This window comes from Streptomyces sp. NPDC059443 (assembly GCF_042750105.1).
Taxonomy (GTDB): domain Bacteria; phylum Actinomycetota; class Actinomycetes; order Streptomycetales; family Streptomycetaceae; genus Streptomyces.
On the sequence record NZ_JBHYVM010000015.1, the window covers coordinates 22,016 to 46,385 of the forward strand.

Below are 24,370 nucleotides of genomic sequence, written 5' to 3' on the forward strand. Positions count from 1 at the left end.
ATTTTTTTATGACACCGCCCCCCCCCGAAAAAACACCATATATTTTCGGGGCCAGCTTATTTTTTTATAACCCTACGGGGGGGGGGAGAGCTCCGCGCAGCGGCTCCCCCCGCACCCGCCCCACCGGCGGTGCGACCGTCAGGCCAGCCGGGCCTGGACCGTGGAGACCAGATCGGCCAGGGCCACCGGGGCCTGCTCCCCGGACTCCATGTCCTTCAGCTGGACCACGCCCTCTTCGAGGTCACGGTCACCCGCGACCACCGCGAACCGCGCCCCGCTGCGGTTCGCGTCCTTCATCGCACCCTTGAGGCCCTTGCCCCCGTAGCTGATGTCCGCCGCGACACCGGCGCGCCGCAGCTCGGTCACCAGACCGAACAGCGCCGGCTTCGCCCCGCCCAGCGCCACCGCGAAGACGGAGGTCGCGGCGGGGATGTCCAGCTCGATGCCCTCGGCTTCGAGCGCCAGCACCGTACGGTCGACGCCCAGCGCCCAGCCCACCGAAGGCAGCGCCGGCCCGCCGATCATCTCGGAGAGACCGTCGTAGCGGCCGCCGCCGCCGACCGCCGACTGCGAGCCCAGGCCGTCGTGGACGAACTCGAAGGTGGTGCGCGTGTAGTAGTCCAGCCCGCGGACCAGCTTCTCGTCGTCCTCGAAGACGACCCCGGCCGCCGTCACCAGCGCCCGGACCTCCTCGTGGTACGCCTTGCACGCGTCGCACAGGTAGTCCCGCAGCATCGGGGCCCCGACCAGCTGCTTCTGCACGTCGTCGCGCTTGTCGTCGAGCACGCGCAGCGGGTTGATCTCGGCCCGGCGCACGGTCTCCTCGTCCAGGTCCAGCCCGCCCAGGAACGCCTGGAGCGCCTCCCGGTACACCGGGCGGCACTCCTTGTCGCCCAGGGAGTTCAACAGGATCCGGAAGTCGCGCAGGCCCAGCGAGCGGTACGCCTGGTCGGCCAGGATGATCATCTCGGCGTCCAGCGCCGGGTCCTCGGCTCCGATGGCCTCGGCACCGACCTGGGAGAAGTGGCGGTAACGGCCCTTCTGCGCCCGCTCGTAGCGGTAGTAGGAGCCGGAGTACCAGAGCTTGACGGGCAGGCCGCCGAGCTTGTGCAGGTTGCCCTGGAGAGCCGCGCGCAGCACGGACGCGGTGCCCTCGGGACGCAGCGCGAGCTCGTCGCCGCCCTTGGTCGTGAGGGTGTACATCTCCTTGCTGACGATGTCGGTGGACTCGCCGACACCGCGCGAGAAGAGCTTGACGTCCTCGAAGCCGGGGGTCTCGACGTACCCGTAGCCGGAGTTCTTCAGGGGCGCGGCGATGGCCTCGCGCACCGCCAGGAAGGTGGCCGAGCGGGGCGGCAGCAGGTCGTACGTGCCCTTGGGGGCCTGAAAAGTACTCACGAAACTCTCGTCACATTCCTCGTCGTGGAGACGTGAAACCGTCTCCCAGGCCGGCGGCCACCTGCCGCAGGTACGGGTTGGTGGCGCGCTCACGGCCAATGGTCGTGTGCTCGTTGTGTCCGGGCAGCACCACGGTCGAGTCGTCGAGCGGCAGGCACACGCGGGCCAGCGATTCGAGCATGTCGGCGTGGCTGCCGCCGGGGAAGTCGGTGCGTCCGATGGAGCCGGCGAAGAGCAGGTCGCCCGAGAACAGCAGCGGAGGGATGTCCGCGGCCTCGGGCATCCCGAAGGTCACCGACCCCCGCGTATGGCCGGGGGCGTGCGACACGGTGAGCTCCATGCCCGCCAGGGCCAGCTTCGCGCCGTCGGTGAGCTCCCTGACGTCGGAAGGCTCCCCCACCGTGAGCTCGCCCATGAGTTGGGCTCCCAGGGAGCGGCCGAGGGCCTTCTCCGGGTCGCTCATCATGAAGCGGTCCTCGGGGTGGATCCAGGCCGGTACGTCGTGTGCTCCGCACACCGGGACCACGGAGGCCACATGATCGATGTGGCCATGGGTGAGGACGACCGCGACGGGCTTGAGCCGATGCTTCTTCAGCGTCTCCTCGACACCCCGGGTGGCCTGGTGGCCAGGGTCGATGATGACGCACTCCTCACCGGCGGCGGGGGCGACCACGTAACAGTTGGTCCCCCAGGCCCCGGCGGGGAACCCGGCAATCAGCACGTTCGTCCCTCACATCTCGTCCGGCGGGAGCTTCGGCGGCCGCCGAAGTTCGGAAGGCCGCTGCTCAGAGCCTACCGGCGCCGCTCATTACACAGCGAACCCATATACGGTACGGCCTAACCCAGCCCGGACAGTGGTACCAGATACGCACAAGGAGACGACCCGGTGGTCACGAGCGATCAGCGGCGGCGCCAGCTCGCCAGGGAGAAGTACGAACGCCAGCAGAAGCGGCGTGCGGAAGCGCGGCAGAAGGCGCGCAAGCGCGCGGCCATCGTCGGCGCGGCGGTGGCCGTGGTCGTCGCCGCGCTGGTCGGCCTCGTGGTCGGCGGCGTCTTCGACAAGGACAAGAAGAACGAGGCGGCCGATCCGGCCGCGAGCCCGTCGGCCTCTCCGACGCCGAAGCAGTCGCCCTCGCCGGCGATGGCGATCGACGACAAGGCCAAGTACACCTTCGACCTGAAGACCAGCGCGGGCGACGTCAAGTTCGAGATGGACGCGGCAAAGACCCCGCAGACGGTCAACTCGTTCAAGTCGCTCGCAGACAAGAACTTCTTCGACAACACCAAGTGCCACCGTCTGACGACGAACGGGATCTTCGTCCTCCAGTGCGGTGACCCCGAGGGCACCGGCCGGGGCGGCCCCGGCTACACCATCGCGGACGAGAACCTCGACTCGCTGGGCAAGGCGAACGAGCAGGGCCAGGTGATCTACCCGGCCGGCACCGTGGCGATGGCCAACACCGGCCAGCCCGGCTCGGGCGGCAGCCAGTTCTTCCTGGTCTACAAGGACAGCCCGCTGGCCCCCACGTACACCCCCTTCGGCAAGATCGACGCGGCCGGTCTGAAGGTGCTCGAAGACGTGGCCAAGGCCGGTACGGCCGACGGCGCCCCGGACGGCGCGCCGAAGACCCCGGTGACCATCGAGAAGGGCACCGTCACCAAGGACTGACGAGGACCAGGCGGACCGGGGCCGGGCTGTATCCGTGACGGCCGCTCCCGTACGGCGATATTCCGTCGTGCTGGATGCGGACAGCCGGCCCGGCGGTCGCCTATGTTGGCGTTGTGCAGGGCGGGCGCGGCCCGCCCCAGGAAACTGTGGACGATGCCCAGGGGTGAACCCCTCGCAGGGCATCAGGTGGAGGAGGCGCTGTGAGCAGCGACCCGTGGGGCCGAGTCGACGAGACCGGCACCGTGTACGTGCGTACTGCCGATGGCGAGAAGGTCGTCGGATCGTGGCAGGCGGGCACCCCGGAGGAGGCCTTGGCCTACTTCGAGCGCAAGTACGAGGGCCTGGTGGTCGAGATCGGCCTCCTCGAACGACGGGTGCGGACCACCGATCTGTCCTCCAAGGACGCCCAGACGGCCATCGAGCACCTGCGCACGCAGGTGGACGAGCACCACGCCGTGGGTGACCTCGAAGCGCTGCGCGGCCGGCTGGACAAGCTGGTGTCGACCGTGGACTCGCGGCGCGAGGAGCGGAAGATCCAGAAGGCCAAGCAGACGGACGAGGCCCGTACGGCCAAGGACGCGCTGGTCGCCGAGGCCGAGGAGCTGGCGCAGAGCGACCAGTGGCGCAGCGCGGGCGAGCGGCTGCGGGCGCTGGTGGACATCTGGAAGGGTCTGCCCCGCCTCGACCGCAAGTCGGACGACGAGCTGTGGCACCGCTTCTCGCACGCCCGCTCGGCCTTCTCCAAGCGCCGCAAGGCCCACTTCGCCTCGCTCGACGCGCAGCGCGAGGACGCCCGCAAGGTCAAGGAGAAGCTGGTCGCGGAGGCCGAGGCGCTCTCGAAGTCGGCCGACTGGGGTCCGACAGCGGCGCGCTACCGCGAGCTGATGGAGAGCTGGAAGGCCGCGGGGCGCGCTCAGCGCGAGTCCGAGGACGACCTGTGGAACCGTTTCCGCGGCGCCCAGGACGTGTTCTTCGCGGCGCGCAGCGAGGTCTTCGCGGAACGCGACGCCGAGCAGGTGGAGAACCTGAAGCTGAAGGAGGAGCTGGCCGACGAGGCCGAGAAGCTCGTCCCGATCACCGATCTGAAGGCGGCCCGTGCCGCGTTCCGTTCGCTGAACGAGCGCTGGGAGGCCATCGGCCACGTACCGCGGGACGCGCGTCCCAAGGTGGAGGGCCGGATGCACGCCGTCGAGCGGGCCATCCAGGAGACCGAAGAGGGCGAGTGGCGCCGTACGAACCCGGAGGCGCGGGCGCGTGCGGCCGGTCTGACGGGTCAGCTCCAGGCGGCGGTCGACAAGCTCCGCGGGCAGATCGACGCGGCGCGCGCGACGGGCAACAACTCCAAGGCCGACAAGCTGGCCCGGGAGCTGGAGGGCCGTCAGGCCCTGCTGGACCAGGCGCTGAAGGGTCTTGAGGAGTTCGGCGGCTGATTTCCCGGCCTCCCGAGCACGAGGGCCCCGGTGCGGAAGATCCGCACCGGGGCCCTTCTCTTTGCCGGGTTACGGACGCCGGGCCGAGGTGACGCGGTAGACGTCGTAGACGCCCTCGACGCCCCGTACCGCCTTCAGGACGTGTCCCAGGTGCTTCGGGTCGCCCATCTCGAAGGTGAACCGGGAGGTGGCCACCCGGTCGCGGGAGGTCTGGACGGCCGCCGAGAGGATGTTCACGTGCTGGTCCGAGAGGACCCGGGTGACGTCCGACAGCAGCCGGGACCGGTCGAGCGCCTCGACCTGGATGGCGACCAGGAAGACGGAGGACTGGGTGGGGGCCCACTCGACCTCCAGCATCCGCTCGGGCTGCTGGGACAGCGATTCGACGTTGACGCAGTCCTTGCGGTGAACCGATACGCCGCTGCCCCGGGTGACGAACCCGACGATCGGGTCGCCGGGCACCGGCGTGCAGCAGCGGGCCAGCTTGACCCACACGTCGTCGACGCCCTTGACGACCACGCCGGGGTCGGCGTTCCCGCGGCGCTTGCTGCGGCCCCGGACCGGGGCGATGCTCTCCTCGATGTCCTCGTTGGCCGCGTCCTCGCCGCCGAGGGCCTGCACCAGCTTCTGTACGACGCCCTGCGCGGCCACGTGGCCCTCGCCGATCGCCGCGTAGAGCGAGGAGATGTCGGGGTAGCGCATCTCGTGCGCGAGGGTGACGAGGGAGTCGCCGGTCAGGATGCGCTGGATCGGCAGGTTCTGCTTGCGCATGGCCCGCGCGATGGCGTCCTTGCCGTGCTCGATCGCCTCGTCGCGCCGCTCCTTGGAGAACCAGCCGCGGATCTTGTTGCGGGCTCTGGGTGACTTGACGAAGCCCAGCCAGTCGCGGGACGGGCCGGCGCCCTCGGCCTTGGAGGTGAAGACCTCGACCAGGTCGCCGTTGTCGAGGGTCGATTCGAGCGGCACGAGCCGCCCGTTGACCCGTGCTCCTATGGTGCGGTGGCCGACCTCGGTGTGGACGGCGTACGCGAAGTCGACGGGGGTGGCCCCGGCCGGCAGCGCTATGACGTCGCCCTTGGGCGTGAAGACGAAGACCTCGTTGCGCGAGAGGTCGAAGCGCAGCGAGTCGAGGAACTCGCTCGGGTCCTCGGTCTCCTTCTGCCAGTCCAGCAGCTGGCGCAGCCAGGCCATGTCGTTGACCGTGTCGTGCCCGGCACTGCCCTTGGCGGCCTGGGGGACGTCGGTCCGTACCTTCGACGTACCGGCGACGGTCTGCTGCTTGTACTTCCAGTGCGCGGCGATGCCGTACTCGGCGCGGCGGTGCATGTCGAAGGTGCGGATCTGGAGCTCGACCGGCTTGCCGCTGGGTCCGATGACCGTCGTGTGGAGCGACTGGTACATGTTGAACTTGGGCATCGCGATGTAGTCCTTGAACCGGCCGGGGACCGGATTCCATCGCGCGTGAACGGTGCCCAGGGCCGCGTAGCAGTCCCGCACCGTGTCCACCAGCACCCGGATGCCGACCAGGTCGTAGATCTCGGCGAAGTCGCGGCCGCGGACGATCATCTTCTGGTAGACGCTGTAGTAGTGCTTGGGCCGCCCGGTGACGGTGGCCTTGATGCGGGCGGCCCGCAGGTCGGCCTGCACCTCGTCGGTGACCACGGTGAGGTACTCGTCGCGCTTGGGTGCCCTTTCGGCCACCAGCCGCACGATCTCGTCGTACATCTTGGGGTAGAGGATCGCGAAGGCGAGGTCCTCCAGCTCCCACTTGATCGTGTTCATGCCCAGCCGGTGCGCCAGCGGGGCGTAGATCTCAAGGGTCTCGCGGGCCTTCTTCTCCTGCTTCTCCCGCTTGAGGTAGCGCATCGTGCGCATGTTGTGCAGGCGGTCGGCGAGCTTGATGACCAGGACCCGGGGGTCCTTGGCCATCGCCACGACCATCTTGCGGACGGTCTCGGCCTGGGCCGCCTCGCCGAACTTGACCCGGTCGAGCTTGGTGACCCCGTCGACGAGCAGGGCCACCGCGTCGCCGAACTCGCGCCGCAGGTCCTCCAGCCCGTACTCGGTGTCCTCGACGGTGTCGTGCAGCAGCCCGGCCATCAGCGTCGCCGGGTCCATGCCCAACTCGGCGAGGATGGTCGTCACCGCGAGCGGGTGGGTGATGTACGGGTCGCCGCTCTTGCGCTTCTGGCCGCGGTGCCAGCGCTCGGCGACCTGGTAGGCCTGCTCGATCTGGCGCAGCGTCGACGTCTCGATCTTCGGGTCGTTGCTGCGGACTATGCGGAGCAGCGGTTCCAGTACCGGGTTGTACGGGTTCGAACGCTGGACACCGAGGCGGGCCAGCCGTGCCCGTACCCGGTTGGAGGACCCGGCCGACTTCGCGGACGCGGGCTTGACCGGCGGCGCGGGGGCCGGCGGGGGCGTGGCGGGGCCCGCGGCGGCCGGCTCGGCCGACGGGTCGGGCTGCGCGGCGGAGATTGGCTGGACCTCGTCTGGCAAGAGCGCTCCTCAGGGGGTCCCCCCGCACGGAGTGTGGGGGAGGATCCGGTGCCCGTGTCCGGTCCGGATAACCCATCGTAGCGAGGGTTCCGCCCCCACGTTCCCCCGAGCCCGCGCAGCGGCCCGCACACGCCGAAGCGGGCGTGCCCGGGAGGAACCCCGAGCACGCCCGCTTCGTAGACAGTCGTCAGACGACGATCAGCGCGTCCAGCGGAGCCCCCGCGAGGGGCCCGGCCAGCCGCTCGCGGCCCGGCAGGAACGACAGTTCCATCAGGACCGCCACACCCGCGACCTCCGCACCCGCCCGCCGGATCAGCTCCAGCGAGGCCCCGGCGGTACCACCGGTGGCGAGCACGTCGTCGATGACCATCACCCGGTCACCGGCGTCCAGCGCCTCCGCGTGGATCTCGATCTCGGCCGACCCGTACTCCAGGTCGTACGACTGCAGGAGCGTCGCCCCCGGCAGCTTTCCGGCCTTGCGGACCGGGACGAAGCCGATGCCCGCCTGCACGGCCACCGGAGCCGCCAGGATGAATCCCCGCGCCTCCAGTCCGACGATCTTCGTCGCCCCGTACTTCGCGGCCAGTTCCACCAGCGCGTCCGTCAGGGCGCCGAACGCCTTCGGGTCGGCCAGCAGCGGGGTGATGTCCTTGAACATCACCCCCGGCTTCGGGTAGTCCGCCACGTCCGTGATCCGGCTGAGCAGCAGGTCCCGTACCTCGGTGGAGAGCTCCGCGGTCACCGGCGCCGTCCGGACCGGCCCTGCGCCACGACCTGCGGCGCGTCCTCGGTCTCGGAGCCGTCCTCGGGGGACTCGCCCTTGGCCGCCGCGGCCGCCCGCTTCGCGAGCACCCGCTTCTTCAGCGCCTTCATCGCCGGCTCGCGCTCCTTCAGGTCCACGACCAGCGGGGTCGCGATGAAGATCGACGAGTAGGCACCGGCCGCGAGGCCGACGAACAGCGACAGCGAGATGTCGTTCAGCATGCCGGCGCCCAGGAAGCCGCCGCCGATGAAGAGCAGCGCCCCGACCGGGAGCAGCGCCACGACGGTGGTGTTGATCGAGCGGACCAGGGTGCCGTTGATGCTGCGGTTGGCGATCTCGCTGAAGGTGTAGCGGGTCTGCTTGGTGATGTCCTTCGACCCCTCCTTGAGACCGTCGAAGACGACGACGGTGTCGTAGAGGGAGTAACCGAGGATGGTCAGCAGACCGATGACCGTACCCGGGGTGACCTCGAAGCCGACCAGCGCGTACACGCCGACGGTGATCGTGAGGTCGTGGATCAGCGCGACCAGCGCCGCGATCGCCATCCGCCACTCGAAGGCGATGGCCAGGTAGATCACCACGAGGACCATGAAGATGCCGAGGCCGGTCCAGGCCTTGTTGGCGATCTGCTCGCCCCAGCTGGGGCCGACCATGTCCGCGTTGATCTGGGCCGCGTCGACCTTGAGGCCGGGAGCGATCTTGGCCTTGATCTCGTTGGCCTTGTCGGGCGCCACGCCCGAGATCTGGATCCGCAGGCCGCCGGTGCCGAGCTTCTGGACGATCGCGTCGTGACCGGAGGCCTTGACCGCGTCCTCGCGGGCCTGGGTCTCCGAGGTGGACGTCTTCGGGGTCGTGAAGACGGCACCACCCTTGAACTCGATGCCCATGCTGAGGCCCGAGACGGCCAGGGCCACGATCGCCGTGATGGTGATCAGGATGGAAACGCCGTACCAGACGAAGCGCTTGCCGACGAAGTCGTAGCCGACCTCACCTCGGTACAGCTTGGCGCCGAGATCTCCGAGCTTCGACATCTCTCACGCCTCCTTTGCGTCGACGGGGGCAGAGACGGTCGCGGCGGCCGCGCCGGAGCCGGTACGACGCGAGCGTCGCAGCGGCGGCTTCGCGCCCAGTCGCTTCGGGTCCAGCCCGGACCACGGGTGACCGCTGGCGAAGAAGTTGGTGCGGGCCAGCAGCGTCATGACGGGCTTGGTGAAGAGGAACACCACGACCACGTCGAGCAGGGTGGTCAGACCCAGGGTGAAGGCGAAGCCCTGCACCTTGCCGACGGTGACGATGAAGAGCACCGCGGCGGCCAGGAACGACACGAAGTCGGAGACCAGGATGGTGCGCCGGGCGCGCGGCCAGGCGCGCTCGACGGCCGGACGCAGGGTGCGGCCCTCGCGGATCTCGTCGCGGATGCGTTCGAAGTACACGATGAACGAGTCCGCGGTGATGCCGATCGCGACGATCGCACCGCAGACGGCGGGCAGGTTCAGCGCGAAGCCGATGCCCTTACCGAGCAGCGCCATGATCGTGTAGGTCAGGATGCCGGAGACGATGAGGCTGATGATGGCGACGAACGCCAGGCCCCGGTAGTACGCCAGCAGGTAGATCACGACGAGCGCGAGGCCGATGGCACCGGCGATGAGGCCGGCCTTCAGCTGCTCGCCACCGAGCGCGGCGGTGACGGTGGTGACGCTGTCCTCCTGGAAGGACAGCGGCAGCGCGCCGTACGAGAGCATGTTGCCCAGGTCCTGCGCGGACTGCTGGGTGAAGCCGCCGGAGATCTCGGCGCTGCCGCCGGTCAGTGCCTGGCCGACGGAGGGGTCGGAGACGACCTCGCCGTCGAGGACGATCGCGAACTGGTTCTGCGGGCTCTGCTTCGCGGCCAGCTCACCGGTGACCTTGGCGAACTTGTCCGAGCCCTTGTCGGTGAACTGCATCGTGACGATCCACATGCCACGCTTCGGGTCGATGACGCCCTTGGCGTCCTGCACGTCCTGGCCGTTGACCGCGGCCGGGCCGAGCACCCACTTCGCCCAGGTGTTGCCGCGCTTGCCACAGGCGAGCGTCGGGTCCTCCGGCTTGACGTTCTTGCTGACGGCCGCGCGCTGCGTCTCGTTGCTGCAGTCCAGCGCGGCGAACTTCGCCTGGAGGTCGGCGACGGCGGCCTGGTCGGCGCTCGGCGGCGTGCTCGCCGAGGGGGAAGCCGGCGGGGTGGCCTTGTCGTCTGCCTTCTTCGACGCGCTCGCCGAGGGCGAGGGCGAGGGGGCGTTCGGGGCCTTGAGGGCCTCACTGAGCGCACGGCCCTGGGAAGTGGCGCTGGACGACGGGGTGGGCGCACCGGCGGACGGAGAGCCGGAACCGCTCGCGGAGGGCTTCGCGGAGGGGCTGGGGGAGCCGCTCGCGTTGGCCTCGGGGGTGATCGGGGCACCGTCCGCCACCGCCAGAACAGGGCGGAAGTAGAGCTGGGCGGTGGTACCGACCTGCTCGCGCGCCTGCTGCTCGTTCGTCCCCTTGGGGATGTTCACGATGATGTGGTCTTTGCCCTGCGTCTGGACCTCGGCTTCAGACACGCCGAGACCGTTGACGCGGCGTTCGATGATGCCGACCGCCGTGTTCATGTTGGTCTCGTTGATCGCGTCCGGCTTGCCGGGCTCGCTCTTGGCCTTGAGCGTGATGCTCGTACCGCCGGCGAGGTCGATGCCGAGTCGCGGCGTCGTCTGCTTCGTGAGGAACATCCCCGCGGTGAGCGCCACCATCGCGATCAGGATGATGGCCAGGGAACGCCCCGGCCTCCCCTGAGCCCCCGTGGGCCGCCGGCCCTTCTTCGGTGCTGCCACCTTGTCGTATCTCCCTGTCCAACCGTCCCGCGCCGGGTCAGCGCGTGGGCGGCCACGAAATGTGTGTGGGGACCCCTGCCCCCCGCAGAAGGGTCACTGGCGGGGACCGCCGGGATGCCGGTCAGGCTCCCCGCGCGACCCCCTGCCGTGCGCTACTTCGCGCCGGTCTCACCGTCGGACTTGCCGTCCTTGGGCTCGTCGTCCTTGGACTCCTGCGCCTTGGGCTCGTCGGCCTTGGGCTCGTCCTTCTTGCCGAGGTCGAGCTTGGGAGCCTCGCCCTCGGTCAGGGAGGACGCGTCGTCCGGGACGACCGGCGCGTCGATGGTCAGATCATCGGTCACGCCGTGGACGATGCGGTTGTACTCCTCGTCCTCCAGGACGGCGCCGATGGCGTTCTTCGCGTACATCGCGTGGACGCCGGGAGCCACCTCGAGGGTGACCGTGTCCTCACCGATCTCCTTCACCGTGGCGTACATGCCGCCGATGGTGCGGACACCGGCGCCGGGCGTCAGCTGATCGCGCATCTGCACGGCCTGCTGCTGCTTCTTCTTCTGGCTGCGGGTCAGCAGGAACATCGCGCCGATGATCAGCAGGAACGGGAGGAGGGAGATGATATTCAAGGGACGCAGGTCCTTCGCATCGACCGCACGAGTGCGCGGCCTTTTCTACGGGGGGTGGGTACGCCGACCGTAAGGGTCGGCATCGGCGGAGTCTAGGCGAGTCCGCACCGATGGAACAACGCCCAGCATGTCACCGCAGTTCCTGGCGAGGCGAACCTCCGCGCCGTCAGGCCCCGAAGAGCCCCTGTTGTCCGCTTGATCCGCCACCGGCCTGCTGCGGCGGAACAAGTCCCAGGTGAGCCCATGCGGCCGGGGTCGCGACCCGGCCCCGGGGGGTACGGGCCAAGAGCCCCTCGCGCACGAGGAACGGCTCGGCCACCTCTTCCACGGTCTCCCGCTCCTCGCCGACGGCGACCGCGAGCGTGGACAGCCCCACGGGACCGCCGCCGAAGAGCTTGAGGAGCGCCTCCAGGACGGCCCGGTCCAGCCGGTCGAGCCCGCGCTCGTCCACCTCGTAGACCTTCAGGGCGGTACCGGCGACCTCCCGGTTGATCACACCGTCGGCCCTGACCTGGGCGTAGTCCCGGACCCGGCGCAGCAGCCGGTTGGCGATGCGGGGGGTGCCGCGGGAGCGTCCGGCGATCTCGGCGGCGCCCGCCGTGTCGATCTCCACATCGAGGAGGCGCGCGGAGCGGTGGATGACGCGCTCCAGCTCCTCGGGGGCGTAGAACTCCATGTGCCCGGTGAACCCGAAGCGGTCGCGCAGCGGCGGGGGCAGCAGCCCGGCCCGGGTGGTGGCGCCCACCAGCGTGAACGGGGGCAGCTCCAGCGGGATCGCGGTGGCCCCCGGGCCCTTGCCGACGATCACGTCGACCCGGAAGTCCTCCATGGCCATGTACAGCATCTCCTCGGCGGGCCGGGACATGCGGTGGATCTCGTCGAGGAAGAGGACCTCGCCCTCCTGGAGGGAGGAGAGGATCGCTGCGAGATCGCCGGCGTGCTGGATGGCGGGGCCGGAGGTGATCCGGATCGGCGCGCCCATCTCGGCGGCGATGATCATGGATAGGGTGGTCTTCCCCAGCCCCGGGGCGCCCGACAGCAGCACGTGATCGGCGGTGGCGCCGCGCTGGCGGGCCGCCTTCAGGACGAGGTCGAGCTGCTGCCGGACCTTCTCCTGACCGACGAACTCGCCGAGGTCCTTGGGCCGCAGGGCCGCCTCGACGGCGGTGTCCTCGCCGTCCGCCGCGGCTGCGACGATCCGGTCGTCGCTCTCGTCATCCCAGTTCACGGTGTCAGTCTGCCTTCTCGGTAGTGCGGGGGTGTACGCGCGGGCCGCCTCCTGGGGCTCCGCCCCAGACCCCGCGCCTCAAACGCCGGCGGGGCTGTATTTGCCTCCGGCGGCGCCTCAAACGCCGGCGGGGCTGGAATTGCCCTCCGGGCAATCCAGCCCGCTAGGGCGCATGATGCGCGGCGCGCATGTGTGGCGCGCACGCGCAGGCCGACGCGAGCCAAATCCAGCCCGGCCGGCGCTTGAGGCGCGGGGGTCCGGGGGCTGGTCCCCGGGAGCGGCGCCGCACCGGTGTCAGCGGGCCCGGTTCAGGGACTGCAAAGCCGCGCGCAGGAGCTGCGGAACCGGGGCGGAACCGCCAGCGGCAATGGCGGCCTCGGCCTGCGGGGTCACGGCGGACACTGCTTCCTCCGCGTCGCGGGAGGCGTAGCCCAGCCCGATCAGCGCGGCGGAGAGCTGCTCCGACCACGGCGCCGGGCCGGAGGCCACCGCGCGCTGCGCGCCGACCAGCCCGCTCGACCCCAGCGGCGCGCCCAGCTTGTCCTTGAGGTCCAGTAGGAGCTTCTGCGCGCCCTTCTTCCCGATGCCGGAGACGGCCATCAGCGCCTTCTCGTCCCCCATCGACACGGCGAGCCGCAGCGCGTCCGGGCTGTGCACCCCGAGCATCGCCTGGGCGAGCTTCGGCCCGACCCCGCTCGCGGTCTGGAGCAGCTCGAAGACCTGCCGCTCGTCGTCGTCGGCGAAGCCGTACAGCGTCAGCGAGTCCTCCCGTACGACCAGGGAGGTGGCCAGCCGGGCCGTCTCGCCCGTCCGCAGGCCGGCGATGGTGTTCGGCGTGCAGTGCACGGCCATGCCCACTCCCCCGACCTCGATGACGGCCAGGGTGGGGGCGAGCGCGGCGACCGGGCCGCTGACGAAGGCGATCATGAGGTGCGGCCTTTCAGGGTGGTGGCGTGCCGGGCCACCGCCTGCTGGAGTCGGTTCTGGGCGGGGGCCCGCCAGATGTGGCAGATGGCGAGGGCGAGGGCGTCCGCGGCGTCGGCGGGCTTGGGCGGGGCGGACAGCCGCAGCAGCCGGGTCACCATGGCCCCGACCTGGGCCTTGTCGGCGCGGCCGCTGCCGGTGACGGCGGCCTTGACCTCGCTGGGGGTGTGCAGGGCGACCGGTATCCCCCGCCGCGCGGCGCACAGCATCGCGACGGCACTGGCCTGGGCGGTGCCCATCACGGTGCTGACGTTGTGCTGGCTGAACACCCGCTCCACGGCGAGGACTTCGGGCCGGTACTCATCGAGCCATTCCTCGACGCCCTGCTCGATGGCGACGAGCCGCAGGCCCAACTCCGCATCCGCGGGCGTCCGTACGACCCCCACCCCCAGCATCGTCAGGGGACGGCCGGCCACCCCCTCGACCACGCCGATACCGCAACGCGTCAGCCCCGGGTCAACGCCGAGTACCCGCACCCTCACCCCTCCTTCGCCCGTCCGGACGTACGTACGTGCCGGTTACGCAGGCTATCGGGTGCCACTGACAAAGCCGCGGGCCGACGGGGTGTGTCCCCATCGGCCCGCGGCCGGGTGCTGTGCGCGGTGTACGCCGGTCAGGCGTCCACCACCGCCATGACCTCGTCCGAGACGTCGAAGTTGGCGAAGACGTTCTGCACGTCGTCGCTGTCCTCCAGCGCGTCGATCAGCTTGAAGATCTTGCGCGCGCCCTCTTCGTCCAGCTCGACCTGCATGGTCGGCAGGAAGTTGGAGTCGGCCGAGTCGTAGTCGATGCCGGCGGTCTGGAGCGCGGTACGGACCGCGACCATGTCGGTGGCCTCGCTGATGATCTCGAACTGGTCGCCGAGGTCGTTGACTTCTTCGGCACCCGCTTCGAGCACCGTCTCCAGGACGTCGTCCTCGGAGAGCTCGCCCTTGGGCAGCAGCACGACGCCCTTGCGGTTGAACAGGTACGAGACCGAGCCCGGGTCGGCCATCGAACCGCCGTTGCGGGTCATGGCGACCCGTACGTCGGACGCGGCACGGTTGCGGTTGTCGGTGAGGCACTCGATGAGCACCGCGACGCCGTTGGGGCCGTAGCCTTCGTACATGATCGTCTCGTAGTCGGCGCCGCCGGCTTCGAGACCGCCGCCGCGCTTGACCGCGGAGTCGATGTTCTTGTTCGGAACCGAGCTCTTCTTGGCCTTCTGGATGGCGTCGAAGAGGGTCGGGTTGCCATCGATGTCGGCGCCGCCCATACGGGCCGCGACCTCGATGTTCTTGATCAGCTTCGCGAAGAGCTTGCCGCGCTTGGCGTCAACCACGGCCTTCTTGTGCTTCGTCGTAGCCCATTTAGAGTGGCCGGACATCTGCCTGTCTCCTTCGCGTCACCAACAATGTTCGCCTCAGATCCTACCGGGACGCCGTTACAGCCCCGCGCGCACCATGTCGACGAAGTACGCGTGGACCCGGTCGTCACCCGTCAGCTCGGGGTGGAACGAGGTGGCGAGCACGTTGCCCTGGCGCACGGCGACGGTGTGGCCGTCGTACGTGGCGAGCACCTCGGCGGCGGCGCCGACGGACTCGACCCAGGGAGCGCGGATGAAGACGCCCTCGACGGGGCCGCCCTCTATGCCCGCGAAGTCGACCTGGGCCTCGAAGGACTCGTTCTGCCGGCCGAAGGCGTTGCGGCGCACGATCATGTCGATGCCGCCCAGGGTCTCCTGGTCATCACGGCCGTCCAGGAGCTTGTCCGCGAGCATGATCATGCCGGCGCAGGTGCCGTAGACCGGCATCCCGGCCCGCACGCGCTCGCGCAGCGGCTCCAGCATGCCGAACAGCACGGCGAGCTTCGACATCGTCGTGGACTCGCCGCCGGGGATCACCAGGGCGTCGACCTCGGCGAGCTCCTCGGGACGCCGGACCGGCCTGGCCACGGCGTCAGCCGAGGCCAGGGCGATCAGGTGCTCCCGTACATCGCCCTGGAGAGCCAGGACACCGATCACGGGGGTGTTCGTCATGAGGTGATTACCAGCCGCGGTTGGCGTAGCGCTCGGACTCGGGGAGGGTGTCGCAGTTGATGCCGACCATGGCCTCGCCCAGGTTGCGGGAGGCGTCCGCGATGATCTTCGGGTCGTCGTAGAAGGTGGTGGCCTTCACGATGGCGGCGGCGCGCTTGGCCGGGTCGCCCGACTTGAAGATGCCGGAGCCGACGAAGACGCCCTCGGCACCGAGCTGGCGCATCAGCGCGGCGTCGGCCGGGGTGGCGACGCCACCGGCGGAGAACAGCACGACCGGGAGCTTGCCGAGCTCGGCAACTTCCTTGACCAGCTCGTACGGCGCGCGCAGCTCCTTGGCGGCGGCGAACAGCTCGTTGTTGTCGTAGCCGCGCAGGCGGGCGATCTCGTTCTTGATCTGGCGCAGGTGGCGGACGGCCTCGACGACGTTGCCGGTACCGGCCTCGCCCTTCGAGCGGATCATGGCCGCACCCTCGGCGATGCGGCGCAGGGCCTCGCCCAGGTTGGTGGCACCGCAGACGAAGGGGGTGGTGAACGCCCACTTGTCGGAGTGGTTGACCTCGTCGGCCGGGGTCAGGACCTCGGACTCGTCGATGTAGTCGACGCCGAGGGACTGCAGGACCTGGGCCTCGACGAAGTGGCCGATGCGCGACTTCGCCATGACCGGGATCGAGACGGCCTCGATGATCTCTTCGATCATGTTGGGGTCGGACATCCGGGCGACGCCGCCGTCCTTGCGGATGTCGGCGGGGACCCGCTCCAGGGCCATGACGGCCACGGCGCCGGCGTCCTCGGCGATCTTCGCCTGCTCGGCGTTGACCACGTCCATGATCACGCCGCCCTTGAGCTGCTCGGCCATGCCGCGCTTGACGCGGGAGGTGCCGATCGCCGACTCAGCGGACTGCGGGTTGGAAGAAAGCGTGCTCACGGATTGACCTCACTCGAAAGGAAGATTCAGGTGGTACTGGCGGCCTGGTGGTACTCGACCGAGGAAACCCTCTCGACCAGTCCACTGCAAGGGCCAATGTGCAGCCGGTGGCTCTTCGCGATTTGGCCATTGGGTACAAGTTACGGCCGTTCCGCCAGATCCACCGGAGGCTCGTCGTCCATCTCGAAGGCCAACGGGAAGGGCGCGTGGCCCGCCAGCCGGAACCAGCGGACCTTGCGGTGGCGGCGCAGGGCGCGGGCCGCGCGTACGGCGTCGTTGTGGAACCGCCGCGCCATGGGCACCCGGCGGACCGCCGCCGCGAGCTCCTCGGCCGCCTCCACCCCGCCCGGGGCCGCCTTCAGGGCGTCCACCTGGCCCGCATCGGCGAACACCGCGCGCAGCGCCTGGCTCAGCTCGCTCTCGGCGACCTCCCGGTGCTCCTCCTCGGCCTGCCGGGCCGCGTGCGCGGCCTCGTACAGCACGATGGAGGAAGCGGGGTCGAGGACTCCGGAGGCGGCCACCTCCACCACCACGGAGGCCCGCCTGACGAGCTGGGCGTCGAGCGCGGCCCGGGCGGCGTCCATCCGCGAGTGCAGCCGGTCGAGCCGGCCGGCGGTCCAGCTGAGGTAGACCCCGATGACGCCGAGCGCCAGGGCAATCCAGACAAGGGTTTCGATCACGGGCGGCGACTCTACCTTTCGACGCGCCGCTCGCGAGGGCCGGTGGGCGGGTGCGGGTGCGCGGCCCTGCGGGGCTGTCCCCTACCCGCCCTTCCACCGTTCCCTGGGGCTCCGCCCCAGACCCCGCGCCTCAAACGCCGGCGGGGCTACACGTCCCGCGAGAGGCCCAGCCGGGTCCGCAGCGGGACCCGCTCGTCCGTGGCGACGGCGGCGGTCGCGCCGTCCGTCACCGTTTCGTAGACGGCCAGGATGTCCGCGCCGACCGTCGACCAGTCGAAGCGGCGTACGTGCGCGGAGCCGCGGGCGCTGAGGCCGGCGCGGCGCGCGGGGTCGCGCAGCAGGGCGATCGCCGATTCCGCCAGGGACTCGGGGTCCTCGTTCGAGAAGAGTTCGCCCGCGCCGCCCTGGTCCAGGACCTGCGCGAAGGCGTCCAGGTCGGCGGCCAGGACCGCCGCTCCCGCCGACAGGGCCTCGACGAGGATGATGCCGAAGCTCTCGCCGCCCGTGTTCGGGGCCACATACACGTCGACGCTGCGCAGCAGGCTCGCCTTGTCCTCGTCCGAGACCATGCCCAGGAACTCGACGCGGGAGCGGAGCTCGGGCGGGAGGGAGGCCACCGCCTCCTCCTCGTCGCCGCGGCCCGCCACGAGGAGGCGTACGTCCGGGCACGCGGCCACGATGCGGGGGAAGGCCGCCATCAGGACGGGCAGGCCCTTGCGCGGCTCGTCGATGCGGCCGATGAAACCGAGGGTCTGGCCGGACCAGGCGGGATTCGGGTCGGCCTTGGCGAAGAAGTCCACGTCCACGCCGTTGGGGATGACCACCGCGTCGCCGCCGAGGTGCTCCACGAGCGTGCGCCGCGCGTACTCGCTCACCGCGATCCGCGCGCTGATCTTCTCCAGCGCCGGCTGGAGGATCGGGTACGCGGCCAGCATGGCCCGCGAGCGCGGGTTGGAGGTGTGGAAGGTGGCGACGACCGGGCCCTGCGCCGCCCAGCAGGTCAGCAGGCCCAGGGAGGGTGCGGTCGGCTCGTGGATGTGGACCACGTCGAAGGCCCCCTCGTGCAGCCAGCGCCTCACCCGCGCGGCCGACAGGAAGCCGAAGTTGAGGCGTGCGACCGAGCCGTTGTAGGGCACCGGTACCGCCCGGCCCGCCGAGACCACGTACGCGGGCAGCGGGGTCTCGTCGTCGGCCGGGGCCAGGACCGACACCTCGTGGCCGAGGCGGATCAGGTGTTCCGCCAGGTCACGGATGTGGAACTGGACTCCGCCCGGCACGTCCCACGAGTACGGGCAGACGATGCCGATCTTCACGCGGAGCGCTCCTCGTCCTGGGGGCCCTGGGGCTCCAGGTCGTCGATCCACAGCCGCTGCAGCATGTGCCAGTCCTCCGGGTGCTCGGCGATCCCCTGCGCGAAGGCGTCGGCGAGGGCCTGCGTCATGGCGGCGGTCTTCTCCTGCCGGGTACCCCGCTCGGGCACGTCCACCGGGGAGTGGATGCGGCCGTACATCTGGGGCGTCCCGCCGTAGTACAGCGTGGCGGGCAGCAGTACCGCGCCGGTCTGCTGGGCCAGCAGTGCGGGTCCGGCCGGCATGCGCGCCGCGGAGCCGAAGAAGTCCACTTCCACCCCGGACGCCGACAGGTCGCGGTCGGCGACCAGGCAGACCAGCCCGCCCGAGCGCAGCCGGCGCGCGAGCGTGCCGAAGGCGGCGCCGCCGCTGTGCGGGAGCACCTCCATGCCCAGGCTCTCGCGGTAGGCGACGAAGCGGTCGTAGAGGGTCTCCGGCTTGAGCCGCTCGGCGACCGTGGTGAACGGGACTCCGATGTGGGTGACGGCCCAGGCGCCGGCGAGGTCCCAGTTGGCCAGGTGGGGCAGGGCGACCACGACTCCGCGCCCGGAGGCCAGGGCCTCGCGCAGGATGTGGTCGTCCTTCATGTCCACGTCGGTGCTGAACCGTTCCTTGGCCATGGTCGGCAGCCGGAAGGATTCCATCCAGTACCGCATGTACGAGCGCATGCCCGCCTGCGACAGCTCGCGCAGCCGCTCCGGCGTCGCGTCCGGCACCACTCTGGCCAGATTCGACTCCAGCCGCAGCACGCTCTTGCCGCGCCGCTTCCAGGCGAAGTCCGCGATCCGGCGGCCGAGGGCCGCCGCCGCGGGCTCGGGCAGCTTCTTGACCCCGGCCCAGCCGAGCCCGTAGAGCCCGTCGACCAGCTTGTCCTGCGCCTTGCCCATCAGGCCGTACCGCTTTCGGGAGAGGCGGGAGGGGTGGGAGAGACGGGAGGGGAGGCAGCGGCGGCGGCAGCGGCCGCGTCGGCCTCCGCCGACTCGCGCCGTACGGTGACCACCCGCTGGATCAGCGTCACGAGCGAGCCCGCCGCGACGACCCACAGCGCGATCGGCAGCAGTACGCCGATCCACGAGGGCACCCCGAAGGTCTCCAGCCCGGACAGACCGGCCGCGACCAGCGTGATCACCAGCCGTTCGGCGCGCTCGATGAGCCCGTTGACGGCCACCGGCAGCCCGATCGATTCACCGCGCGCCTTGGTGTACGAGACCACCTGCCCGCTGGCCAGGCAGAAGATCGCGACCGCGCAGAGGGCGTTGTTGTCCCCGGAGCCCGCGTACCAGAGCGCGAGCCCGCCGAAGATCGCCGCGTCCGCGACCCGGTCGAGCGTGGAGTCGAGGAACGCGCCCCACCGGCTCGACGACCCGGCCTGGCGGGCCATGTTCCCGTCCACCAGGTCGGAGAAGACGAAGAGCGTGATGGTGATCGTGCCCCAGAAGAACTCGCCCATGGGGAAGAAGACCAGTGCTCCCGCCACCACTCCGGCCGTGCCGATGAGGGTGACCGCGTCGGGACTCACTCCCAGCCGGAGCAGAAAAGCGGCGAATGGCGTGAGAACACGCGTGAAGAATGCACGCGCGTACTTGTTCAGCATGGCCTTCCCGGAGGGTCGCTGGGCCGCACGGCCACCACGGCCACCGGCTGGCCCATCGTAGCCAGCGCCCCGGCCCGTCAGCGCCGCGCACCCACCGGTTCGCCCCGCGGAAGGCGTTCTTCCGCCATCGGCGCTCCCGCGCCGCTCCCCCGGCATCCCTCCGGCGCTCCTCCGGCACGTCCAGGCGAGCGGCTCCGGTACGACGTATGGACGGGGTGTGACGGCAGTGCAAAGCTCGAAGGAGCCCATTTCCTCTCCAACCGGGAGGCACGAGCATCATGGGAGCCACATCACACCAAGCCGGAGCCGCCGGCACGGCACCGACGGCCGACCGCCCCGCTTCCGTAAGGAACGTCGTGCTGGTCGGCCACAGCGGATCCGGAAAGACCACCCTGGTCGAAGCCCTGGCCCTGACCGCGGGGGCCGTGAACCGCGCCGGCCGCGTCGAGGACGGGGCCACCGTCTCCGACTACGACGAGATCGAGCACCGGCGCCAGCGCTCCGTACAGCTCTCCCTGGTCCCCGTCGAGTGGGCCGGAATCAAGATCAACATCCTCGACACCCCCGGGTACGCCGACTTCGTCGGAGAGCTCAGGGCCGGTCTGCGCGCCGCCGACGCCGCCCTCTTCGTCGTCTCGGCCGCCGAGGACGGCGACGGGCTCTCCGGCGCCACCCGGATGGTCTGGGATGAGTGCGCCGCCGTCGGGATGCCCCGCGCCATCGTCGTCACCCACCTCGAAGCGGCCCGCGCCGACTACGGCCAGATGACCGACGTCTGCGGGGACGCCTTCGGCGCCGACGACCCCGACGCCGTCCGCCCCCTCTACCTGCCCCTCCACGGACCCGCCGGCCACGACGGCCACGCCCCGGTGGCCGGGCTGCTCGGCCTGCTCTCGCAGCGGGTCTACGACTACACCTCCGGGGACCGCGTCGAACGCGATCCGGACCCCGCCGAGCTGGCCCTCATCACCGACGCCCGCGCCCGCCTGATCGAGGGGATCATCGCCGAGAGCGAGGACGAGACCCTCATGGACCGGTACCTGGCCGGCGAGGACATCGACCTCAAGACCCTCGTGGACGACCTGGAGCGCGCCGTCGCCCGCGGCACCTTCCACCCCGTCCTGATGGCCGCCCCCGCCGCCGAGGGCGCCCGCAAGGGCCTCGGCACCGTGGAACTCCTCGAACTGATCACCGGCGGCTTCCCCACCCCCCTGGAACGCGCCCCCGTCGCCGTCACCGCCCCCGACGGCGCCACCCGTCCCGCCGTGACCTGCGACCCCTCGGGCCCGCTGCTCGCCGAGGTCGTCAAGACCTCCTCCGACCCCTACGTCGGCCGCGTCTCCCTCGTCCGGGTCTTCTCCGGCACCCTGCGCCCCGACGAAACCGTCCACGTCAGCGGCCACGCCGGCCTCCACGCGGCCGACGAACGCGTCGGCGCCCTCACCTCCCCCTTCGGCAAACAGCAGCGCACCCTCACCCACTGCATCGCCGGCGACCTGGCCTGCGTGGCCAAACTCACCCGCGCCGAGACCGGCGACACCCTCTCCGCCAAGGACCAGCCCCTCCTCATGGAGGCCTGGTCCATGCCCGACCCGCTGCTCCCCCTCGCCATCGAGGCCCACAGCAAGGCCGACGAGGACAAGCTCTCCCAGGGCCTGGCCCGGCTCGTCGCCGAAGACCCCACCATGCGGCTCGAACAGAACCCGCACACCCACCAGCTCGTCCTGTGGTCCCTTGGCGAAGCCCACCAGGACCTCGCCCTCGAACGACTGCGCACCCGCTACGGGGTCCAGGTTGACCCCGTCCCCCACAAGGTCAGCCTCCGCGAGACCTTCGGCGCCCAGGCCTCCGGCCGCGGCCGCCACGTCAAGCAGTCCGGCGGCCACGGCCAGTTCGCCATCTGCGAGATCCAGGTCGATCCGCTGCCGCCCGGCAGCGGCGTCGAGTTCGTCGACAAGGTCGTCGGCGGAGCCGTCCCACGCCAGTTCATCCCCTCCGTGGAGAAGGGCGTCCGGGCGCAGGCCGCCCGGGGGGTCGCGGCCGGCTACCCGCTGGTCGACGTACGCATCACCCTCCTCGACGGCAAGGCCCACTCGGTGGACTCCTCCGACGCCGCCTTCCAGACCGCCGGCGCCCTCGCCCTGCGCGAAGCCGCCGCCGGGGCCGCCATCCACCTCCTCGAACCGGTCGCCGAGGTCGCCGTCCTGGTCCCGGACGAGTACGTCGGCCCCGTCATGAACGACCTCGCGGGCCGCCGCGGCCGGGTCGTCGGCACCGACCGGGCCGCCCCGGGCCGCAGCCGCGTCCTCGCGGAGATCCCCGAGATCGAGATCGGCCGCTACGCGGTCGAACTGCGTTCCGTATCGCACGGCACCGGACGGTTCAGCCGTACGTACGCGCGCCACGAGCCGATGCCGCCACAGCTGGCGGACAAGCTACGCGAACAGGCAGAGAAGGGAAGCCAGTTGACATAGCGCCACCCGAGCCGCCCACCCAACCCGCTTGCGGTGGGCGGCATTTGCCTGTCCCATCACCAAGGGGAGGAATCCGCCGATAGGCTCGTCGGCGGGGTGGAACGGGTAGAGCTGATACATCACGCAAGCGAGCCGGCAGGCAGGCGGGCGGGCCCCGCACACGAGCAAGACGCACAGCGATGGGGGCAACGGTGGCGGACGACGGATTCGACTTCAGGCCCGGGGCACAGATCCCGCTCCAGGGCGGCAGCGGACAGACCGCGGCGACCAACGCCCTCTCCTCCGCCGCCTACCGGGACGGCGGACGCGACACCAAACTGGACGTCATACTCGGCGCCAACAACGAGTACCACGAGTCGGTCGTCAAGCCCGGCAAGATCTCCCTCCTCGAACCCAACCTCGGTGAGGCCTTCTGCCGCGCCGTGGAGGCGCGCACGATCCCGCCGACCCGCAAACCGCTCATCCAGTCCTTCGGCGCCGACCCGCAGACCGTCGTGGAGCACTGCCTGGCCGCCTCCCGCATCCGCAAGGAACGCGACCGCAAGCTCCGCTGGATCATGCTCGTCTGCGGGGTCGTGTTCCTCCCCGGCCTGCTCCTGTGGCTCGGCCTCTTCTGGGGCCGCCGGGCCCTGGCCGCCTCGGACGCCAAGCGCGCCTCCTGGATGGGCACCGCGCTCCTCGCCGGCGTCGGCCTCGTGGTCGCCGTCCTCATGTTCCGGCTGCCGCTGACCGGCGCCCTCGGCCTCTACGTCCGTGCCATGGTCATCGCCCCCGCCCTCGGCTGGTTCTTCGCCCGCCGGCTCTGCGAGGCCACCGCCGAGGACCTGCGCTCCCGCTGGGACGGGCTGCTGGCCGGCGGCGGCGGGGTCGCCGCCAAGATCCCCGAAGCCGTCCCCGGCAACCCCGACGAGAAGGCCCGCGAGGACCTGCGCCACTCCCTCGCCAAGCTCACCGCCGAGGACCGCAGCAACTCCGTCTTCTACGCCGGCCCCAAGGGCATACTCGGCATGGGTACCCGCTGGGGCAGCTGGCAGATGGCCGAGGAGCTGACCCCCAAGACCGAGGGCGCCGAGATCCACCCCTTCCGCAGCTGGGACGTCATACGCGCGATCGACACCCAGCTGCGCAAGCTGGAGCGCGGTCCCCTGCACACCGGGGGCCTGCCGCCCGCCTCGATCATGCACTGGATCGTGACTCCGGTGGGCGAAGGCGCCAAGGAGGTCACCCGCCCCACCGGCGCGGACGTGGACACCTTCCTGATCAAGCCGCACGAGATCACCCGGATCTGCAACGAGCAGCAGTTCAGCGGCGGCAACCGGCACTACCTCGGCATCCAGTACCCGCTCTGGGACGGCCAGCTCGTCATCACCATGCTGGTCACGGTCACCGTGCTCTACAAGACCCTGCGCGTGGAGGTCACGGGCCACGCGCTCGGCCCGTTGAACGGCCTGTTCACCACCAAATCCAAGCCCCCCGTGGTCGAGGTCCCCAAGTCCGTACGGTTCTGGGAGATGGTGGAGCGCCCGCTGCCCCTGGTCGACACGAACGAGGTCGTGCGCCTCACCGTGCGCGCCCCGTTCACCTGGTACCCGCCGCTCCTGGACTTCCTGGGCGGCAAGCTCGTGCTGCCCGAACCCTTCGGAGTCCGCCACGTTTGGGCCGACCAGCCGTGGCGGCACCGCTTCATGGCGGACGACGCGATGCGCGCAGCGACCCCCGTCCTGCGGGCGGTGCACGCCGCCGCGATGCGGGTCCTGGACGAGAACGGCGTGGACACCGAGCGCTTCACCAACCGCTCGTCGATCGTCAGCGGCCTGATCCAGGACGCGGCACCGCGCAAGGCGGACGTCTACGACGCGTAGGGCGCGGCGCCCGGCGACAGCCGGGCGCCGGCCCC

General features: G+C 70.7%; 21 protein-coding genes. 4 read left to right on the forward strand and 17 right to left on the reverse strand.

The window, feature by feature from the left end; genetic code table 11:
- Positions 1-138 precede the first annotated feature (138 nt).
- A complete protein-coding gene (gene hisS / locus ACFXDJ_RS16640; RefSeq protein WP_384658822.1) occupies positions 139-1,398 on the reverse strand; it encodes a histidine--tRNA ligase in 1,260 nt (419 codons plus the stop codon).
- 10 nt (positions 1,399-1,408) lie between these two features.
- Complete coding sequence (locus tag ACFXDJ_RS16645) at positions 1,409-2,119, reverse strand: MBL fold metallo-hydrolase (RefSeq protein WP_384658819.1); 711 nt, start codon at positions 2,117-2,119, stop codon at positions 1,409-1,411.
- A gap of 165 nt (positions 2,120-2,284) precedes the next feature.
- On the opposite strand from ACFXDJ_RS16645, the gene ACFXDJ_RS16650 reads away from it, so the two are divergent.
- Positions 2,285-3,067, forward strand: a complete 783-nt coding sequence (locus ACFXDJ_RS16650) for a peptidylprolyl isomerase (protein WP_384658817.1) — start codon at positions 2,285-2,287, stop codon at positions 3,065-3,067.
- Between the two features lie 200 nt (positions 3,068-3,267).
- Positions 3,268-4,497, forward strand: coding sequence for a DUF349 domain-containing protein (locus ACFXDJ_RS16655; RefSeq protein ID WP_384658814.1), 1,230 nt, complete (start codon positions 3,268-3,270; stop codon positions 4,495-4,497).
- Positions 4,498-4,566: 69 nt separating this feature from the next.
- Here ACFXDJ_RS16655 and ACFXDJ_RS16660 read toward each other — a convergent pair whose 3' ends face one another.
- The 15 genes from ACFXDJ_RS16660 to pgsA form a co-directional block, all read right to left on the reverse strand.
- Positions 4,567-6,996: a RelA/SpoT family protein gene (locus ACFXDJ_RS16660; RefSeq protein WP_384662372.1), complete on the reverse strand. Its 2,430-nt coding sequence runs from the start codon at positions 6,994-6,996 to the stop codon at positions 4,567-4,569.
- Between the two features lie 187 nt (positions 6,997-7,183).
- On the reverse strand, positions 7,184-7,738 hold the full coding sequence (locus ACFXDJ_RS16665; RefSeq protein ID WP_384662375.1) for an adenine phosphoribosyltransferase: 555 nt from the start codon (positions 7,736-7,738) through the stop codon (positions 7,184-7,186).
- On the reverse strand, positions 7,735-8,790 hold the full coding sequence (gene secF / locus ACFXDJ_RS16670) for a protein translocase subunit SecF (RefSeq protein ID WP_384662378.1): 1,056 nt from the start codon (positions 8,788-8,790) through the stop codon (positions 7,735-7,737). The genes ACFXDJ_RS16665 and secF overlap by 4 nt, the downstream gene beginning before the upstream one ends.
- A 3-nt stretch (positions 8,791-8,793) precedes the next feature.
- Positions 8,794-10,602 (reverse strand): protein translocase subunit SecD, encoded by a 1,809-nt coding sequence (gene secD, locus ACFXDJ_RS16675; protein ID WP_384662381.1) that lies wholly within the window; start codon positions 10,600-10,602, stop codon positions 8,794-8,796.
- Between the two features lie 152 nt (positions 10,603-10,754).
- Entirely contained in the window at positions 10,755-11,222 is a 468-nt protein-coding gene (gene yajC, locus ACFXDJ_RS16680) for a preprotein translocase subunit YajC (protein WP_384662383.1), read from the reverse strand.
- Between the two features lie 166 nt (positions 11,223-11,388).
- A complete protein-coding gene (ruvB, locus tag ACFXDJ_RS16685) occupies positions 11,389-12,450 on the reverse strand; it encodes a Holliday junction branch migration DNA helicase RuvB (protein WP_384662386.1) in 1,062 nt (353 codons plus the stop codon).
- Positions 12,451-12,744: 294 nt separating this feature from the next.
- On the reverse strand, positions 12,745-13,377 hold the full coding sequence (ruvA, locus tag ACFXDJ_RS16690; protein WP_384663637.1) for a Holliday junction branch migration protein RuvA: 633 nt from the start codon (positions 13,375-13,377) through the stop codon (positions 12,745-12,747).
- A complete protein-coding gene (gene ruvC / locus ACFXDJ_RS16695) occupies positions 13,374-13,910 on the reverse strand; it encodes a crossover junction endodeoxyribonuclease RuvC (protein ID WP_384663635.1) in 537 nt (178 codons plus the stop codon). The genes ruvA and ruvC overlap by 4 nt, the downstream gene beginning before the upstream one ends.
- A 137-nt stretch (positions 13,911-14,047) precedes the next feature.
- Positions 14,048-14,800 carry a YebC/PmpR family DNA-binding transcriptional regulator gene (locus tag ACFXDJ_RS16700; RefSeq protein WP_384663633.1) on the reverse strand — a complete coding sequence of 251 codons (753 nt, stop codon included), beginning with the start codon at positions 14,798-14,800 and terminating at the stop codon, positions 14,048-14,050.
- A gap of 57 nt (positions 14,801-14,857) precedes the next feature.
- The gene (gene pdxT, locus ACFXDJ_RS16705; RefSeq protein WP_384663631.1) at positions 14,858-15,451 is read right to left on the reverse strand and encodes a pyridoxal 5'-phosphate synthase glutaminase subunit PdxT; all 594 of its coding nucleotides are present in this window, start codon (positions 15,449-15,451) and stop codon (positions 14,858-14,860) included.
- Between the two features lie 7 nt (positions 15,452-15,458).
- Positions 15,459-16,376 (reverse strand): pyridoxal 5'-phosphate synthase lyase subunit PdxS, encoded by a 918-nt coding sequence (gene pdxS / locus ACFXDJ_RS16710; RefSeq protein WP_384663629.1) that lies wholly within the window; start codon positions 16,374-16,376, stop codon positions 15,459-15,461.
- A 140-nt stretch (positions 16,377-16,516) separates the two neighbouring features.
- Positions 16,517-17,056 carry a hypothetical protein gene (locus ACFXDJ_RS16715; RefSeq protein ID WP_384663627.1) on the reverse strand — a complete coding sequence of 180 codons (540 nt, stop codon included), beginning with the start codon at positions 17,054-17,056 and terminating at the stop codon, positions 16,517-16,519.
- Positions 17,057-17,202: 146 nt separating this feature from the next.
- Entirely contained in the window at positions 17,203-18,369 is a 1,167-nt protein-coding gene (locus tag ACFXDJ_RS16720) for a glycosyltransferase family 4 protein (protein WP_384849341.1), read from the reverse strand.
- Positions 18,366-19,292 carry a phosphatidylinositol mannoside acyltransferase gene (locus ACFXDJ_RS16725; protein ID WP_384662262.1) on the reverse strand — a complete coding sequence of 309 codons (927 nt, stop codon included), beginning with the start codon at positions 19,290-19,292 and terminating at the stop codon, positions 18,366-18,368. The genes ACFXDJ_RS16720 and ACFXDJ_RS16725 overlap by 4 nt, the downstream gene beginning before the upstream one ends.
- On the reverse strand, positions 19,292-19,999 hold the full coding sequence (pgsA, locus tag ACFXDJ_RS16730; RefSeq protein WP_384662265.1) for a phosphatidylinositol phosphate synthase: 708 nt from the start codon (positions 19,997-19,999) through the stop codon (positions 19,292-19,294). The genes ACFXDJ_RS16725 and pgsA overlap by 1 nt, the downstream gene beginning before the upstream one ends.
- 278 nt (positions 20,000-20,277) lie before the next feature.
- On the opposite strand from pgsA, the gene ACFXDJ_RS16735 reads away from it, so the two are divergent.
- Entirely contained in the window at positions 20,278-22,473 is a 2,196-nt protein-coding gene (locus tag ACFXDJ_RS16735; RefSeq protein WP_384849344.1) for an elongation factor G-like protein EF-G2, read from the forward strand.
- 191 nt (positions 22,474-22,664) lie between these two features.
- Positions 22,665-24,335, forward strand: a complete 1,671-nt coding sequence (locus ACFXDJ_RS16740; RefSeq protein WP_384662272.1) for a hypothetical protein — start codon at positions 22,665-22,667, stop codon at positions 24,333-24,335.
- The last annotated feature ends 35 nt before the right edge of the window (positions 24,336-24,370 follow it).

Excerpts from the sequence above, each read along its gene's own strand:
- pgsA (WP_384662265.1), bottom strand. The coding sequence starts at position 19,999 with ATGCTGAACAAGTACGCGCGTGCATTCTTCACGCGTGTTCTCACGCCA.
- ruvA (WP_384663637.1), bottom strand. The coding sequence starts at position 13,377 with ATGATCGCCTTCGTCAGCGGCCCGGTCGCCGCGCTCGCCCCCACCCTG.
- ACFXDJ_RS16700 (WP_384663633.1), bottom strand. The coding sequence starts at position 14,800 with ATGTCCGGCCACTCTAAATGGGCTACGACGAAGCACAAGAAGGCCGTG.
- ACFXDJ_RS16725 (WP_384662262.1), bottom strand. The coding sequence starts at position 19,292 with ATGGGCAAGGCGCAGGACAAGCTGGTCGACGGGCTCTACGGGCTCGGC.
- secF (WP_384662378.1), bottom strand. The coding sequence starts at position 8,790 with ATGTCGAAGCTCGGAGATCTCGGCGCCAAGCTGTACCGAGGTGAGGTC.
- ACFXDJ_RS16735 (WP_384849344.1), top strand. The coding sequence starts at position 20,278 with ATGGGAGCCACATCACACCAAGCCGGAGCCGCCGGCACGGCACCGACG.
- pdxT (WP_384663631.1), bottom strand. The coding sequence starts at position 15,451 with ATGACGAACACCCCCGTGATCGGTGTCCTGGCTCTCCAGGGCGATGTA.